The organism is Rothia sp. HMSC069C01, from assembly GCF_001814655.1.
GTDB lineage: Bacteria > Actinomycetota > Actinomycetes > Actinomycetales > Micrococcaceae > Rothia > Rothia dentocariosa.
On sequence record NZ_KV817381.1, the window covers coordinates 123,679 to 138,927 of the forward strand.

The following is a 15,249-nucleotide window of genomic DNA, read 5'->3' on the forward strand; positions in this document are numbered from 1 at the left end:
TAACGTGAGCGACGCGCTAGAAAAAATTAAAGCAATTCTGCCTGAACATCCCGCAGTGCAGGATCTTAAACCTCTTGATGAGGAATACGCAGGGCTGCGCATCCTAGCCGTCCACGCTCACCCGGACGACGAATCCTCTAAAGGTTCCGCGACCGCTGCCGCTTATACCTCCCGCGGCGCCCGCTATATGGTTGCCACCATGACAGGCGGTGAACGCGGGGACATCCTCAACGAAGAAATTCGTAACGCTCCCAGAGCACACCGTGACCTGCCCGGATTACGCCGCACCGAAATGGCCCGTGCTGCTGAGATTTTAGGCATCGAACATCGGTGGATAGGGTTCATGGATTCCGACCTGCCCGAAGGCGACCCTCTTCCGCCGCTTTCTTTCGGCAGCTTCGGTACACTGCCTCTCGAACAGGCCGCCGCACCGTTGGTAAGACTCGTACGCGAGTACAGGCCTCATATTATTCTCAGCTATGACGAGGTGGGAGGATACCCGCACCCCGACCACATCATGACTCATAAGGTTGCCGTCGAGGCCTACGAAAAGGCTGGTGACCCCGAAGCATACGTGGGGGAAGGCGAGCCCTGGAAACCCCTAAAGCTTTACTATGATCGTGCCTTCAACCCCGAACGCACCGTCGCTCTGCACGAGTACCTGCTCGATCAGCGGGGCGAGAGCGTCTTTGAAGGTTTCATCGAACATATGGCGCACCGTTTCAATGATGCACAAGACGGCACCAGGCACGAAACCACCACGCGAATTCTCTGCAGTGACTACTTCATCCATCGCGATCAGGCGCTTTTATCGCACTCCTCACAGGTGGATCCGCAAGGTATTTTCTTTGCGATCTCTACCGATGAGCAGAAGCATATTTGGCCTTGGGAGGACTATACACTTATCGACTCGCGGGTGCCGGTAACTCTGCCGGAGCATTCCCTGAGTGACGGTATATTTTTCTAGCCTATAGCCTCCGTAGGCGATCATGCGGTGCCCCTTGGCGATGCAGAGGTCTGCGGGCCTTGAGTACTGTGAACATAGTTAAACTCTTGGCGCATTCCCAGCTGAAACATGAACCTCAGGCGGGAATATACAAGATGTCACGCGGTAGAATGAAGACTTAGACAATCACACATGACCGGCTTACCGCTAGAAACCGGAATGTTCAGAAGGATAGTCATGAGCCACCTCATTCTTGATACGCTCGCCACAGTCCCCGACCTTGTGGCATTTGCTGCTCACGGTGTTGCGCTTGCAGCAGATAACACCCCAGCCGCCAACCCCGATGGGTCTGTTGCAGGTTCGCCCGGTATTGGCGGTTTCTTTGCGACTGCGGCGCTATCCCTCCTTGTTATTATTCTTGGCATCGACATGACCAGGCGCACTCGCCGTCTACGATACCGCGCACAATACGCGGCTGCTCAAGAGGCCGAGCAAGCCCAGCAGGATACAGAGTCCGAGGACGATCAGCATGGCACCCGCTGATACTCTGGCGCTGCCCGTTATTACCGTGCACGGGGTTCCCTCTGAACCGGGAACCTCCCCAGAGCCAAGCGTCTATGAACGCTCTATGGCAACTTCTTTAACCCCGCAGATGCTTCCCACACATATCGGTGTGCTGGTGGACGGCAACCGGCGTTGGGCCGCACAGCGGGGGCTGAGCACCCGTGAGGGGCACGCGGCGGGAGCCGAGCGCATTATTGACTTTCTGGGCTGGTGTGCCGACTTGGGCATACCTCAGGTCACGTTATATATGCTCTCGACCGAAAATCTCAAGCGACCCGCCGATGAACTTACCGGGCTTATTGCCGTTATCGACGAATTTTTGCGGCGGCTGCATACCGCGCAGCAGGGACCCGTGCACGCGGTTGGTAACGTTTCCCTTATTCCCCATGAGCTTCGCAACACCCTGGAGCGGGTTATAGCAGAGACCGCGCCCTTGCCGGGGGTGCGCGTGAATATCGCGGTTGGCTATGGTGGACGCCAAGAAATTGTGGATGCGGTGCGTGAACTTATTCTTGACGCCGAGGCTCAGGGTCGATCGATGCGCGATCTGGCAGATACCCTGAACGTCGAGGACATTTCGCGTCGCTTGTACACCCGCGATATGCCCGATCCTGACCTGCTGATTCGTACATCTGGTGAGCAGCGCCTCTCGGGATTTCTGACCTGGCAAAGCGCCTACTCGGAATTCTATTTCTGCCAGGCTCTCTGGCCTGATTTTACGCGGGTAGATTTCTTGCGTGCCCTGCGGGATTATGCGGGTCGCACCCGCCGCTTTGGATCTTAGCCACTCATGCTTCAAGAACTCTCGAAACTCTTTACACAGGGAGTATCCGGCTGGATCGCCGGTATTCTGCTGATTCTTTACCTGCTGTACGCAGCCGGGTGCACGGTAAAACTGTGGGGCTGGGATCTGCGGAAACACAGGCTGCCGAACCGCATTGTATTTCCTTTCATGTTTGCCACCCACACTGCTTTACCGGTTGTTGCCGCCCTGAGCGGACAGTGGGGAACTATCCTGCGTGTATGGGGGAGTGGTCTTGTACTTTGGGCCTTCTACGTCCTGATGAGAATGCTCTCCTTCGGGGCGCTGGGCCGAGGGGACGTGAAACTTGCTCTCGCGCTGGGCGGACTCATCGGCTACTTCTCGTGGGCTAACCTGTTGTGGGCAACATTGGTGACCTTTATTGTGGGCGGATTATGCGCCGTGGTTTTGGTACTGAGCAGGTCCGTTACACGGCGCACCCGCATAGCCTTCGGACCGTTTATGCTGATAGGAATGATGGCGGCGGTTCTGGTGCCAAGCTACTCATTCCTATCGTTCTAACGGTCTCTAACCGAAACCACTGATCGACGAAAGGATCTTCGATGCCTACCCCCGAGTACATCGTGAATTTACGCAAGAAAATTGGTCACGAGTATTTATGGCTTTCAGGCGCTACCGCAGTGATCCGTCGCGATGAGGATGGCAAGGTACTGCTGGTTAAACGCAGCGATAACGGCAGGTGGACTCCCGTGACGGGTATTGTCGATCCTGGCGAGAACCCGGCGCTTACCTGCATACGTGAAGCCTATGAGGAGGCTGGCGTGCGTATTGAGGTTCTAGAGCTTGCTCAGGTCAAGGCTGACCCCGCGATGCGCTTTAGCAACGGGGATCGCTGCCAGTTTTTAGATCACACGTTTTTGTGCCGGTGGGTATCCGGGCAGGCACGAGTGAATGATGAGGAATCTTCCCAGGTGCGATGGGTAGATGTGACGGATCCTCAGGAGCGTTCTATGCTCTCTGAGCGGATGCTTGACCGCATTGATGCGGCGCTGAACTATGACGGACATTGTCGTTTTGACTATGTATCTCACGCTCCCAAAGATGGACCTGAATCCTCTCGGTAACCGTCAATACTCCCTCTAATACACCCTTAAGCCGATAGCCGCGCGCCCGCATAATACCTGTTTGCTATGCGTTGAAGACCGTGTGTACTCCCAAGATCGTATCTGAGTATTTTTCTCGTACTTACCGTTGTTCATATCTGAGAAAAATAAAAATGGGGGTTTTATGCATTAATTTCGGTTTCTTGTAAAAATCTAAAATCTGTAAATTATAGAAGATTACCACCGAAAATATCTATGTATTTTTCAGATGTAACACACCGTTAAAAAATAAACCTGTGCATAATATTGTGACAATAAACATGTGGCGTCTTTATGAAAAGTATATGTTGCTTCATGGGTATTTAGCGTTGATATATCAGCGAAGTAGGTTGGATGGGTGGGTAATATTTATAGTGTGTGCATTGCTAGGATAAGAATTAAATTATGTGTCAGAAGAAATTTTTAAATAGGAAAACCCTGTATTTTGAGTTAAAGCTTTGATAAGGTGAATATGAGTGTTGAGAGATTTAACTTGCTCACTCCCAACCACATCTATACAAATGGAGAATAATAATGTCTCTTATCTACCCTACAAACAATTCACCTAACGAATCGCCCGGAAGAGCCAGAAATGCTCTCGGACGTAGCGCCTGTGCCCTCGTGGTGGCAGGCGCTTTAGTGCTTCCTCTGACCCCAGCGGGAGCTGTCACCGATCCTGGTGCTTCAACCCCTGCATCCACCGCTACGGTGACCCCGCAGGTTGTGGCCGATCAGGAACCTCAAGCAACTCCGCAGCTCGTGGTCGAAACCCCCGATGAAGTCAACCCCTACTACGGGAAGACGCTCAAAATCAAAGGAACCGGTTTCTACGGTGTGGCGGCAGATCAGCAGGTCAGCCTCAAAGTTACCCCTTCAGATACACCAGCCGATTCCCCATATTTCACTACGGAATACGGCGTATATAACCTGGGGTATGTGAATGTTCCCGCATCGCAGATTCATGACGGAACCTTTGAGGTCTATTTGAATACCCAGCCGCTGCCGCTGAACGATTTCCATCCGGAACTCGATTACGTCGTCAGCAGTACCCTGACCTCGACAACGCAGCAGGCGCAAGGATATGAAATCTTGCCCACCACGGCATACAACACCCAGGCACCGGTGCTGGTTGCACGCCAGAACACCAATCTGGAAGTCGAGGGTAAGCCTAACTCGTTGGTGGAAGACTCCGTGAAGGTGCGCGGTACCGGCTATGACCCAAAGTTTATTCCTCAAGGCGGATACTTGCAGGTTTCTCTTATTGAGGGTGATTGGCCCAGAGGTCAGGTTGTTACTCAGGAAAGAACCGTGTCATCGGTGAAAATTTCTGCCGAGGAGCTCTCGCAGAGCGGCCTCTTTGAAACTGCGCTTCCCTATCCGGCAGGTCTGGATGCACGCCGCAGCTACCGCATCGGAACCCAGGTCATCAATCCCGACGGAACGTTGGCAAACAACGCTTTGACTGAATACCTGGATGTTGAGTTTTCCTCGGAGAGTAAAGCACCGCAGCTGAACGTGAGCGTTCCCGCTGTGAACCCGACCGCCGATACCGAGATTACTGTGACCGGTACTGGATATTATGGCTCTGGAAATGCCGAGATACAGGGTCAGAGCATGAACCTCGTTATTAACGAGATAGACCAGAAGACCGGCAAACCAACGGGCGCGGTTCTCACTCATCCAGTGGATTATACCTACCGGGTGGAAGAGAAAGACCTCTACGATGGCTTTACCGACGGTACCTTCCAGACCACCTTCACCATTCCCGCGAATACCCTCAAAACCGGGCACGTATACGAGCTTAGTACGGGGGTATATCCAAAGGACCCGAAGGACGATGTTATCTTCGAAGCCCACCAAAAGCTCCCGTTAACGACTGCGGATCAACCGGTTCCAAATCCCAAACCGGCAGAGCCCCAGCCGGGCCCCGAACCCGCACCAAACCCCAAACCCGCACCCGGTGAGAAACCTACACCCGAATCGGATTTCAAGGATGTGCGCGATCGTACCGCACATCGCGATGCGATTCTTTGGGCTTCGCAGCGGCAGCTTGTCGATAGCGCGGACGACTATTACCGCCCCTACGATGCTATAACCCGCGAACAGTCCGTTGTGGCCCTCTACCGCCTGGCAGGAAGCCCTCAGGTTACTCTTCCGCAGGAGTCTCCCTATGTGGATGTTACCCCGGAACACCCGCACTACCGGGAGATTATTTGGGCACGCGAACGTGGTATCAGCTTCGGTTGGAGTGACGGTCATTTCCGCCCCGAGGCGGCTGCATCTCACGCCAGTATGGCTGCGTTTTTGTACCGTTACGCTGGGGAACCTAGCGTGAACCTACCGGAACAATCCCTGTATGCCGATATGACGGCTGATTCCCCGTTCTACCGGGAGAGTACCTGGCTGAAGAAGAGGGGTCTTGTTTTCTGGTCCGAAAACTGGTTCCAGCCCGATAGTGCCGTTACTCGCGCCGACTTTGCGGAACTTATCTATCAGTACGAACAAGGCAAATAGACCGAGCAAAATTCTGAGATAGAGATTTATCTATCCGCCCGCACCGCGCGGGTCTTAGCTCAAACGTTGAGGGGCTTCTACACATCGTGTAGAAGCCCCTCAACTATGTTCTAGGAGTGTCTGTTCACATGAAAACGATATGCGGACTAGAAGTTGCCCAGCATCTTAGTGACGTCTAGGGCTTCATCGAGCTGAGCCTCAGTGACCTCACCGCGTTCAACGTAACCTAAAGCCACCACGGCATCACGCACAGTGACCTTGTTTGCCACGGAATACTTGGCAATCTTCGCGGCGGCCTCGTACCCGATGAGCTTATTCAGCGGGGTTACGGTCGAGGGGGATGCCTCCGCCAGGAAGCGGCAACGCTCTACGTTGGCGCTCAGGCCGTCGATCATCTTCTCAGCCGCCACGCGAGAAACGTTGGCGAGCAGACGGATGGACTGGAGCAGGTTAGCCGCCATTACTGGAATACCCACGTTCAGCTCGAAGGCTCCGTTGGTGGAGGAAAGCGCGATGGTCGCATCATTACCAATTACCTGTGCCGCAACCTGAATAGTAGCCTCACAAATCACCGGGTTTACCTTGCCGGGCATGATGGACGAGCCGGGCTGCAGATCGGGGATGTGCAGCTCGCCTAAACCAGTGTTCGGGCCTGAACCCATCCAACGGATATCGTTGCTGATTTTCATCAGACCGTATGCAAGGGTGCGCAGCTGACCGGAAACCTCAACCAGACCGTCGCGGTTTGCCTGCGCCTCGAAATGGTTACGTGCCTCGGTCAGGGGTAGACCGGTTTCTTCAGCAAGCAGCTCAATCACACGTGCCGAAAAGCCCGCTGGGGTATTGATACCGGTACCCACTGCGGTGCCGCCTAGGGGAACCTCAGCCACGCGGGGCAGGGAAGCGTTCACACGTTCGATGCCGTAACGCACGGTAGCGGCGTAGCCAGAGAATTCTTGGCCTAGGGTAATGGGGGTTGCATCCATCAGGTGGGTGCGTCCGGACTTGACGACGTCCTTGAACTCTGCGGACTTCTTTTCCAGCGAAGCAGCGAGAACCTCAAGGGAAGGGATCAGCTCTTTGACCAGTGCCTCAGTCACGGCAACGTGCACGGAAGTGGGGAAAACATCGTTGGAAGACTGGGACGCATTCACGTGGTCATTGGGGTGAACTTCAATGCCCCGTGATTCCAGGGAACGGGTTGCCAAAGTCGCCAGAACCTCGTTGGTGTTCATATTCGACGAGGTGCCCGAACCGGTCTGGAAGACGTCAATGGGGAAATGCTCGTCGTACTCACCGGTTGCTACCAGATCCGCCGCCTCGCGGATAGCCTGGGCGCGCTCAGCATCGAGCACCTGAAGTTCCTCATTGGCGGTCGCGGCTGCCTTCTTAACGAGGGCAAGAGCGCGAATATGGGCTGATTCGAGGGTTTGCCCCGAAATCGGGAAGTTATCGACCGCGCGCTGAGTCTGTGCACGGTAGAGTGCGTTGGCGGGCACGCGAACTTCGCCCATGGTGTCATGTTCAATGCGGTATTCAATATTTTCAGCCATAACTCTAGTTTAGGGCTCAAAATGGCGGGTTTTCATACCCTTCGTGTAAAAATCGGAACATTTGGGGAATACCGTGCATGATGATACTCACCACGCTGTGGGGTTGTGTGGCGGTACCGTATGAACTCAAGTAAAGCCTGTTGGAGCTTCTGGGGTTATGTTGGTTTTCTCGGGTGGATAACACGAAGGAGGCAGCGACCACCGATAAAACGCGTGGGAATTACTTCATCTCGCGCGAGTCAAAGACAATATCGACCGCGCCGGAATCCAAATGATAGAAGTAGCCCAGCACAATGGTCTCGCCGCGAGCAACTGCGTCGGCAATAATGCGCGATTCCTGAAGCAGACGGGAAGCCGTCGCAGACGTATGAGCCCGTACCATCTCGTTCACATGCTGGCTTGGCTTCTCGCCGTGGGGAAGTTCTTGGGCCAGCACCGTAGGCTGAATAGTCTCAACTACTCGCGTAATAAATCCGCCCGGAAGCTGCCCCGATTCCACCGACGAGCAGGTAGCCTGAACAGCCCCGCAAGATTGATGTCCCATAATGATCAGCACCGGCGTCTTGAACTGGGTAATGGAATATTCCAGCGAACCAAGGGCACCATCATCAAGAACCTGTCCTGCGGTGCGTACCACAAAGGCATCGCCAAGACCCAGGTCAAAGATATGTTCCGGTGGCGTACGCGAATCCGCACACCCAAAAATCGTAGTGAAAGGAAACTGTCCGCCTGTGAGTTCGTCGCGACGTGCCACATCCTGGTGCGGATGCGAAAGCTCGCCCCGTACAAAGCGTGCGTTACCCTCTTGCAGGCGTTCCAGCACATACTCAGCGGTGGGTTGAACCGGACGAGAACCCATGAGCAGGCTCCTTAAAGTGAGAGGTATCTTCCCTCTATTTTACCGAAAACAGACCGTACATTTTGCTAGAGAAGATCACGAAATATTAGAAGTATTGGATGCACCCGGGGAGACCGTCATCGTCGGCGCTTTCATATAGGCGACCGTCGCATCCGCCAACTGGGCGAACTCCGCCGGGTCTGCCGTGCCGGTGAGTATCACGGTTGTCGTTTCACCGTTACCGTGAGGCACCTGCGCCACGTAGGAGTACACTTTTTCGTTGTTCTTCTTCGAGGTGGCTGAACGTACTTCCCACTCCACGCCGCCGATAGATTCGGTGCCCTGTTTCGCGGCGTTATCGACCTGTTGAGCCACCCAGGTAGGGTTTGTATCCTTTGCTTGGATCAACTCAATAAAATGATTTTTACTGGTCACCTGTCCGCTCTTAAAATACGGGATATTATCGGGAGTATTACCCGTCCACCGCGCGTAGTTATAGTGCCAACTCTCAAGCTGCGGCACCGCCACCGGGAAGCCCGCCTGCTGGGTAGATTCAGCCGCTACCTGCGATAAATTCACCTGTGGGCGGTACGGATTCTTATCCGGCTGCGGCATGAGCCAGAGCACCGGAATGAGAATAGCCACCATCGCCAGCATCGAAATAATCATATTGCGCGCCGGAGCATTAATGCGTTTCGCTTGTTTTTGTGTAATTTGTGGCACAACAGATGAATCGGTAGAAGCATCTGCGTGAGCCTTCGGCGCATGAGCGTTCTGACCATCGCTCTCAGCCGGTGTATGCGCGTGATTCTGAGAGTTTTCCACTCACACATTCTCTCATACGCTCTAAGACATACCGTTTCCCACACCCACCTGGGCGGATGTTCACCACGGTACATGCGTCCACGCAAACCCGTTCAATACACGCGAACATTCCGCCGGGCGCGTTATGCTAGTAAACAGGAGGTGCCGGTTCAAAGCGCTGGAACGAACCAGCCAGCCGGCCATGACAACGACCTCGAAGGTGAGCAATGACTGAAAACAATAACCACGCCGACCGCAACCTAGCTATGGAATTGGTGCGCGCCACCGAGGCCGCAGCCATCGCATCCGGTCCCTGGGTGGGCGCAGGCGATAAGAACCGCGCGGACGGTGCCGCCGTGGACGCGATGCGCTACCGTCTCTCGACCGTGCACTTCAACGGAACCGTTGTGATCGGCGAGGGCGAAAAAGATAAGGCTCCCATGCTATTCAACGGCGAAGTTGTTGGCGATGGCATCGGCCCCAATCTCGATATTGCGGTAGATCCCATCGACGGAACTCGTCTGACCGCATTGGGCATGGACAACGCCCTCTCCGTAATCGCGGTAGCAGACGGCGGTTCTATGTTCGACCCCTCCGCCGTGTTTTACATGGAAAAACTGGTGACTGGGCCCGAAGCCGCAGAGTTCGTAGATCTTCGCCTGCCCGTCAAACAGAACCTTCACTTGGTCGCTAAGGCACAGGGTAAGAACGTAAGCGAACTGACCGTGTGCGTTCTGGATCGTCCGCGTCACGCTAAGCTCATTGAAGAGATTCGTAATGCCGGTGCACGTACCCGCATTATCCTTGACGGCGATGTTGCCGGGGCTATCGCGGCCTGCCGTGAAGGAACCGGTGTTGACGTGATGCTCGGTACCGGCGGAACCCCCGAAGGCATCGTCGCCGCGTGCGCTATCAAGGCCACCGGAGGCGTAATTCAGGGCCGCTTAGCACCCACTGACGATGCCGAGCGTGAGAAGGCGCTCGCTGCGGGGCACGATCTTGACCGCATCCTCACAACTGACGATTTGGTCACCAGCGATAACTGCTTCTTCGCCGCAACCGGTATTACCGACGGCAAGCTGCTGCGCGGGGTGCGCTACGGCAAGAATATTGTGACCACCCAGTCGCTCGTCATGCGTTCCTCCTCGGGAACCGTGCGCATTGTGGAGGCTGAGCATCGCCTTTCTCGCCTGCGCGAGATTCTGTCGCATACAAAGTAACGTCTTGATATAAAGCCTGTGCCGCGCTCTTAATCATTGAGAGCGCGGCACAAGCTTTATTGTATGAGCGTGGTCTGCCTGGGAACCTAGGCTGCCGAAGTAGCGTTATTTTTTCAGGCGTGCGCGAACCTTAGCTACTGTAGATTTCGCGGTTTCCTGAGCGGTTCCCAGTGCTTTCTTGAGTGCGGGACGCGCGCGGTATGCGTAGCCGTAGGCGCGGTAGCCTAGCGCATTTACCGGAATGTCCCAGGTGCCGGGGTACTCAACCGAACGCCCGCCGAAAGACTTCTTAAATTTGGTGAACCCCGCCCATTCGTGATCAGGCTGATCTTCGGGTGCGATGCCGAAAAGATCCACATATTTCAGACCCTTTGCTTTAGCGTCCAAGATGAAATTGGTCACTACCGGAATGCCTGCTGAGAGCTTACGATGCGCAAAAGACGCCGCCGCGTGGGCGTAGGTGCGCGTATCGTCAGAATCGTAGACAAACGCCGCCGCGATAGGTTCCTTGGAACCATCCTCGCCGGTCAGCTGAGCAATATAGAGGGATGCGGCATCGGCAGGCATGAGGGTCTTTGCCACCTGCATCAGATAGTCGTCCTGCTGACGGTTGAACCCGTTGCGGTCGGCGGTCTCAGAGAGGAACGTGAAGAGCACCTTCATATCCTCGGGGTTCTGAGACACTTCAATGCTGACACCTTTTTTGTGGATATTACGGTGCAGATTGCGGTTATTGGACTTCATATCCTTCAAAATTGCAGCTTCGTCGCCGGAAAGATCAATAATCTGCGTGTGTGAAGGCTGAACCTGGCGCGGTGCCAACGCAGCGCCGCGTGCCTTCAGGAACTCTGCCGCATCCTGCGAACCCCAGATAGCGGAGTCAATTGGTTCGATGCGCACAAACAGGCACCCATGAGCCTTTGCTTCTTCTTTCAGCGAGTCGAGCGCGGCATCGAAAGCCTGCGCACTCTGTGCCACCGGGCCGTAGGGGCTGTAAAGATACTTGCCGGTGCGCCCGCCCTCAACGGTAGCGAGATAGGACCAGCCTTCGCCTTCGTGGCGAATGACGGTATGACCAAGAGATTGCTGAAAACGTGCCCAAATATCGGATTGAAGAATATTGCTCATTCAACTATTTTAGCCTCAACCGCAGGTTACGCTGAGCGACGGCGACCTTGGGAGTAGATAAAATACGAGCCGTTCCGTATCTTCACGGAACGGCTCGATAAGACCGAGAAACGACCATACATTAGGGCACGTAAGCCTGCGGTTCGTCCCCTTCATCACGTGTAGAGTCGGTGGTTGGAGCGGGTTTTGGAGCCGCCGGTGCCTGTACTTTTTCTTCTTCGGCAACTTGGGCGCGATGCTCGGCGAGCTTAGCACGCAGAGCCGTTCCCTTATCTACCGCGCTCTGGCGCAGATCCTTCGAGAAATCGAGAAGATCGGAGTGCACCTGCTGCGCGAAATCGTCGGTGGCGCATCCTAGGATGCGCAGCGCCAGAAGTCCCGCATTACGTGCGCCGTTGATAGACACGGTCGCCACCGGAACCCCCGCGGGCATCTGCACGATAGAAAGCAGGGAATCCATGCCTTCGAGATTCTTCAGCCGCACCGGGACACCAATAACGGGCAACGCGGTAACCGAGGCGAGCATGCCGGGAAGGTGCGCTGCCCCTCCGGCACCGGCGACGATTACGCGAATACCGCGCTGATGAGCCTGCTGGCCGTAGGCGATCATATCTTCAGGCATACGGTGTGCTGAGACGACATCCGCTTCATAGGGGATACCGAATTCTTCAAGAACCGTAGCGGCTTCTTCCATGATGGACCAGTCGGAATCTGACCCCATCACAACGCCAACAACGGGCTTATCTGAATCGTACGGGGAGCTCATGAACAATCCTTCCTGTGAGCTAATAAGACACTACGGACACGAAATATACCGGCAAACTCTTAGAGCGGGCGACCGTCGCGCAAAATAGATGCCACATTCGCGGCGGCATCGCGTAGCGCCCGAGTCTCAGCTGCCCGACCGGTAATATTCACATGACCAATTTTACGTCCTGGGCGGGTTTCTTTACCGTAAAAATGAATTTTGGCGCGTGGCTCGGCACTGAGCGCAAGCGGGTACACACCGAAAATATCTTCATTCTCGCCGCCCAGGTAATTCTTCATAATGGCAACTTCGTCGCGCATAGTAGTTGCGCCCAACGGCATATCGAGTACCGCACGCAGATGCTGCTCAAACTGACTGGTTACCGAACCTTCCTGGGTCCAGTGTCCGGTATTGTGCGGGCGCATCGCGAGTTCATTAATGTAGAAGCCTGCTGAAGAGCCCGGAACCTCGAAGAGCTCCGCCGCCATTACGCCGGTAACCCCAAGTTCGGTGGCTAGGGTAACGGCTGCATCGGATGCCGCCCGGGCGATCGCGGGGGAGAGGTTCGGTGCGGGTGCAATAACTTCATCACAGACCGAATTCACCTGAATTGTCTCTACGACAGGCCAGGGGAGAACCTGCCCACTCTCCCGGCGCGCCACGAGAGCGGAAAGCTCGCGGGTGAACGGAACCTTTTCCTCCGCCAAAAGCGCCGAAAAATCGGTGCGGTGAGGAAGCTCATCAAACCAGGCAGCGGCCTGCTCACGGGCGTGCTGAGGAGAATCCAGCACCATCACGCCCTTGCCGTCATAGCCGCCGCGCGGGGTCTTCAAAACCACGGGCCAGCCGATCTCATCGCCAAAGGCGAGAAGCTCATCCAAAGTTTCAACGCGTGCCCAGCGCGGGTTCGGTAGTCCAAGATCTTCTACAGCCTGGCGCATCATGAGCTTATCCTGGGCATATTGCAGCGCATCCGGATGCGGCTGCACATTTACCCCCTCAGCAATAAGCGTGTGCAAAAATTCGGTAGGAACATGCTCGTGATCGAATGTAATAACATCTTTGCCACGAGCGAACTCCCGCAAAGTCTCTAAATCCTTATAATCTCCCACGGGTGCGCTGCGCACCGCTGCCACGGCGCCCACTGTAGGGCTTTCAGCGAGAATATGAAGGTCAAATCCAAGGTTCGTTGCTGCGGGAGCCATCATGCGTGCCAGCTGGCCGCCTCCGATAACACCAAGTACAGGTCCAGTTACAGGGTAAGTCACATCACTCAAGTGTACTCTTATGCCCCCAAATACCGGTAGTATTCCGCGCCGCAGACTTGAAAATAACCTGGGAAGTGCATGATAAAACTCAATAAAATAAGGTAAAACGGGATCGGCTGTACTAGTATTTTAGGGATGCTATCAAAATTTAACTCACAGACGCCCAGGTCATCTTAACGGGCAGAAAAGATGGAGAATATGGCTTCAGACTCTCGCTCTACACTGGGTGATCGTCTTAAATCACTGTGGAATACCTACGGTCTAGAGGTACTTAAATTCGGTACCGTTGGCGGTGCCGCATTCTTGGTAAACGCTGCCGTGGTGTGGGCGCTGATGCTTGGTCCTTTCGAGAACGCACATACCAAGGCAAAAGTAATTGCCAGCGTTGTGGCTACCATCTTTGCATGGATTATGAACCGCCTGTGGACCTTCCGCGAAGACCGATCCGAGAACTGGAAACGTGAGGGCATCGAATTTGCCTTTGTGAATATTCTTGGCATTTTGGTTGAGGCCGGATGCGTGTTCTTCACTAACTACGTATTGGGGCTGCGTTCGCCGGAAGCATCGTTTATCTCCGGTACGATCATCGGCACCGCGCTGGGAACAATTCTGCGGTACTTCCTCTACCGTTTCTGGGTTTACGGCAAGCACCGTAAACAGGTGGATGAAGGGGACGCTACCGAGCACGAAGAATTGGGGTACATTCTGAACCAGGCGACGGGTGTGCTGACCGGCTCGGTTCCCGTGGTAGACCCTGCGGCACAGGCCCAGCGTTCGCAACAGAATGTTGAAATTACCGATGTTGATAAGCCCTCTACCGGTAAACGTTCATAAATAAATAGACTGTATACAGCGGCGGATTCTTTTTATGAGAATCCGCCGCAGTGTTTTTACCCTCTGAGCGAACTACGCTGCCGTTTTCTAGGAGTGGCTCAAGGTTAGATCTAGAGCTCGCTCAGAACGCAGGAGCGGGTCTAACTCGGTAGCGGTAAAATCAGCCAGCGGATCGGGTAGGAATACGGCATAACCCGCGATGAGGCAGGCAAGCGCCTCTGTCACGATCGTGAGGGCTGAGGGTGCCCAGTCGAACTCTGAGGGAAGGTGAAGACGAAGCGCTAATGCTCGTTCCCCTGAAGGAAGACGGTAATCGTGACCAGCATGTTCATGTGCCCGAGAGAGCACTCGTGCCGTTAGCTCTGCCGATGTTAAGTTATTGCCCACGGGCGCTGAGGTCGAAGCTGGCAAGCCGATGAACTGGTCAGCCTCGCTGCGCACGAGCGCGCAGAAGTCGAGAACTTCGGCATCAGTCATTGAGTCGACCTCGTGAAGGTCTCCAAGGTAGCGCATCGAGAGAGGCCCGCGATCAACAAGAAGAAGATAGTCGGGGTTATTGAGGTTCTGAGCATGATCGGTGGTATCTGAGGCGCCTACAAGCGGTTCTTCATCGTCGAAGTAGGTGCCAGCGTAGAGAGTCGCGCAGGCGAGAACCAGAAAACGCCAGTGCAGGGGACCCGTAATCTGCACCCCAGATTCCTCGGTAACTTCGCACTCATTCACCAGAAGATTTGCGCTCTTTGCTACCCAATTCATGAAGACGCGACCGGAGAGCTCGATGCGTTCACCCCCGCGAGCATGCCAGATAAGGGCGGGAGTCTGCACACGCGCGAGAGCATCGAAAATACGCGTGAATGAGCGGGCATTTGCCACGGTCGAGAGTAAATTTTCAGCCATAGAATAACTTTACCGTGTGTAAACTCCCAA

15 protein-coding genes are annotated in these 15,249 nt (G+C 54.8%); 8 read left to right on the plus strand and 7 right to left on the minus strand.

Annotated elements, in window-relative coordinates; all coding sequences use genetic code 11:
* Positions 1-4: 4 nt before the first annotated feature.
* The 6 genes from mca (at position 5) to HMPREF2981_RS02635 (ending at position 5,929) form a co-directional block, all read left to right on the plus strand.
* Positions 5-967, plus strand: coding sequence for a mycothiol conjugate amidase Mca (gene mca / locus HMPREF2981_RS02610; RefSeq protein ID WP_070660590.1), 963 nt, complete (start codon positions 5-7; stop codon positions 965-967).
* Between the two features lie 216 nt (positions 968-1,183).
* Complete coding sequence (locus HMPREF2981_RS02615; RefSeq protein WP_239652998.1) at positions 1,184-1,489, plus strand: hypothetical protein; 306 nt, start codon at positions 1,184-1,186, stop codon at positions 1,487-1,489.
* The gene (uppS, locus tag HMPREF2981_RS02620) at positions 1,476-2,294 is read left to right on the plus strand and encodes a polyprenyl diphosphate synthase (RefSeq protein WP_070660595.1); all 819 of its coding nucleotides are present in this window, start codon (positions 1,476-1,478) and stop codon (positions 2,292-2,294) included. The genes HMPREF2981_RS02615 and uppS overlap by 14 nt, the downstream gene beginning before the upstream one ends.
* A 6-nt stretch (positions 2,295-2,300) precedes the next feature.
* Entirely contained in the window at positions 2,301-2,834 is a 534-nt protein-coding gene (locus HMPREF2981_RS02625) for a prepilin peptidase (RefSeq protein WP_070660598.1), read from the plus strand.
* 41 nt (positions 2,835-2,875) lie between these two features.
* Positions 2,876-3,397: an NUDIX hydrolase gene (locus tag HMPREF2981_RS02630; protein WP_004006086.1), complete on the plus strand. Its 522-nt coding sequence runs from the start codon at positions 2,876-2,878 to the stop codon at positions 3,395-3,397.
* Between the two features lie 552 nt (positions 3,398-3,949).
* Positions 3,950-5,929 carry an S-layer homology domain-containing protein gene (locus HMPREF2981_RS02635; RefSeq protein WP_070450768.1) on the plus strand — a complete coding sequence of 660 codons (1,980 nt, stop codon included), beginning with the start codon at positions 3,950-3,952 and terminating at the stop codon, positions 5,927-5,929.
* Between the two features lie 146 nt (positions 5,930-6,075).
* Here HMPREF2981_RS02635 and HMPREF2981_RS02640 read toward each other — a convergent pair whose 3' ends face one another.
* The 3 genes from HMPREF2981_RS02640 to HMPREF2981_RS02650 all read right to left on the minus strand — a co-directional run bounded on the left by HMPREF2981_RS02640 (position 6,076) and on the right by HMPREF2981_RS02650 (position 9,145).
* The gene (locus HMPREF2981_RS02640) at positions 6,076-7,482 is read right to left on the minus strand and encodes a class II fumarate hydratase (protein ID WP_013398590.1); all 1,407 of its coding nucleotides are present in this window, start codon (positions 7,480-7,482) and stop codon (positions 6,076-6,078) included.
* Between the two features lie 220 nt (positions 7,483-7,702).
* Positions 7,703-8,341 (minus strand): carbonic anhydrase, encoded by a 639-nt coding sequence (locus tag HMPREF2981_RS02645; RefSeq protein WP_070450766.1) that lies wholly within the window; start codon positions 8,339-8,341, stop codon positions 7,703-7,705.
* Between the two features lie 75 nt (positions 8,342-8,416).
* Positions 8,417-9,145 carry a DUF4245 domain-containing protein gene (locus HMPREF2981_RS02650; RefSeq protein WP_070450764.1) on the minus strand — a complete coding sequence of 243 codons (729 nt, stop codon included), beginning with the start codon at positions 9,143-9,145 and terminating at the stop codon, positions 8,417-8,419.
* A gap of 206 nt (positions 9,146-9,351) precedes the next feature.
* Here HMPREF2981_RS02650 and glpX point away from each other — a divergent pair, with 206 nt between their 5' ends.
* Positions 9,352-10,344, plus strand: coding sequence for a class II fructose-bisphosphatase (glpX, locus tag HMPREF2981_RS02655; protein ID WP_004006091.1), 993 nt, complete (start codon positions 9,352-9,354; stop codon positions 10,342-10,344).
* Between the two features lie 105 nt (positions 10,345-10,449).
* Here the strand turns inward: glpX and HMPREF2981_RS02660 are convergent, their stop codons facing one another.
* The 3 genes from HMPREF2981_RS02660 to HMPREF2981_RS02670 all read right to left on the minus strand — a co-directional run bounded on the left by HMPREF2981_RS02660 (position 10,450) and on the right by HMPREF2981_RS02670 (position 13,488).
* The gene (locus HMPREF2981_RS02660; RefSeq protein ID WP_070536236.1) at positions 10,450-11,472 is read right to left on the minus strand and encodes a lipid II:glycine glycyltransferase FemX; all 1,023 of its coding nucleotides are present in this window, start codon (positions 11,470-11,472) and stop codon (positions 10,450-10,452) included.
* 121 nt (positions 11,473-11,593) lie between these two features.
* The gene (purE, locus tag HMPREF2981_RS02665) at positions 11,594-12,238 is read right to left on the minus strand and encodes a 5-(carboxyamino)imidazole ribonucleotide mutase (RefSeq protein ID WP_070660603.1); all 645 of its coding nucleotides are present in this window, start codon (positions 12,236-12,238) and stop codon (positions 11,594-11,596) included.
* A gap of 59 nt (positions 12,239-12,297) precedes the next feature.
* On the minus strand, positions 12,298-13,488 hold the full coding sequence (locus HMPREF2981_RS02670) for a 5-(carboxyamino)imidazole ribonucleotide synthase (protein WP_070660605.1): 1,191 nt from the start codon (positions 13,486-13,488) through the stop codon (positions 12,298-12,300).
* Between the two features lie 198 nt (positions 13,489-13,686).
* Between HMPREF2981_RS02670 and HMPREF2981_RS02675 the strand changes: the two genes are divergently transcribed.
* A complete protein-coding gene (locus tag HMPREF2981_RS02675; RefSeq protein WP_048751380.1) occupies positions 13,687-14,322 on the plus strand; it encodes a GtrA family protein in 636 nt (211 codons plus the stop codon).
* Positions 14,323-14,409: 87 nt separating this feature from the next.
* On the opposite strand, the gene HMPREF2981_RS02680 is transcribed toward HMPREF2981_RS02675, so the two are convergent.
* Positions 14,410-15,219 carry a TIGR03089 family protein gene (locus HMPREF2981_RS02680; protein WP_070660607.1) on the minus strand — a complete coding sequence of 270 codons (810 nt, stop codon included), beginning with the start codon at positions 15,217-15,219 and terminating at the stop codon, positions 14,410-14,412.
* Positions 15,220-15,249: the final 30 nt, after the last annotated feature.

Bases quoted from the DNA above. Each gene is read 5' to 3' on its own strand.
- HMPREF2981_RS02615 (WP_239652998.1), top strand. From the start codon at position 1,184: ATGAGCCACCTCATTCTTGATACGCTCGCCACAGTCCCCGACCTTGTG.
- uppS (WP_070660595.1), top strand. From the start codon at position 1,476: ATGGCACCCGCTGATACTCTGGCGCTGCCCGTTATTACCGTGCACGGG.
- HMPREF2981_RS02625 (WP_070660598.1), top strand. From the start codon at position 2,301: ATGCTTCAAGAACTCTCGAAACTCTTTACACAGGGAGTATCCGGCTGG.
- HMPREF2981_RS02630 (WP_004006086.1), top strand. From the start codon at position 2,876: ATGCCTACCCCCGAGTACATCGTGAATTTACGCAAGAAAATTGGTCAC.
- HMPREF2981_RS02635 (WP_070450768.1), top strand. From the start codon at position 3,950: ATGTCTCTTATCTACCCTACAAACAATTCACCTAACGAATCGCCCGGA.
- HMPREF2981_RS02640 (WP_013398590.1), bottom strand. From the start codon at position 7,482: ATGGCTGAAAATATTGAATACCGCATTGAACATGACACCATGGGCGAA.
- HMPREF2981_RS02645 (WP_070450766.1), bottom strand. From the start codon at position 8,341: ATGGGTTCTCGTCCGGTTCAACCCACCGCTGAGTATGTGCTGGAACGC.
- glpX (WP_004006091.1), top strand. From the start codon at position 9,352: ATGACTGAAAACAATAACCACGCCGACCGCAACCTAGCTATGGAATTG.
- HMPREF2981_RS02660 (WP_070536236.1), bottom strand. From the start codon at position 11,472: ATGAGCAATATTCTTCAATCCGATATTTGGGCACGTTTTCAGCAATCT.
- purE (WP_070660603.1), bottom strand. From the start codon at position 12,238: ATGAGCTCCCCGTACGATTCAGATAAGCCCGTTGTTGGCGTTGTGATG.
- HMPREF2981_RS02675 (WP_048751380.1), top strand. From the start codon at position 13,687: ATGGCTTCAGACTCTCGCTCTACACTGGGTGATCGTCTTAAATCACTG.
- HMPREF2981_RS02680 (WP_070660607.1), bottom strand. From the start codon at position 15,219: ATGGCTGAAAATTTACTCTCGACCGTGGCAAATGCCCGCTCATTCACG.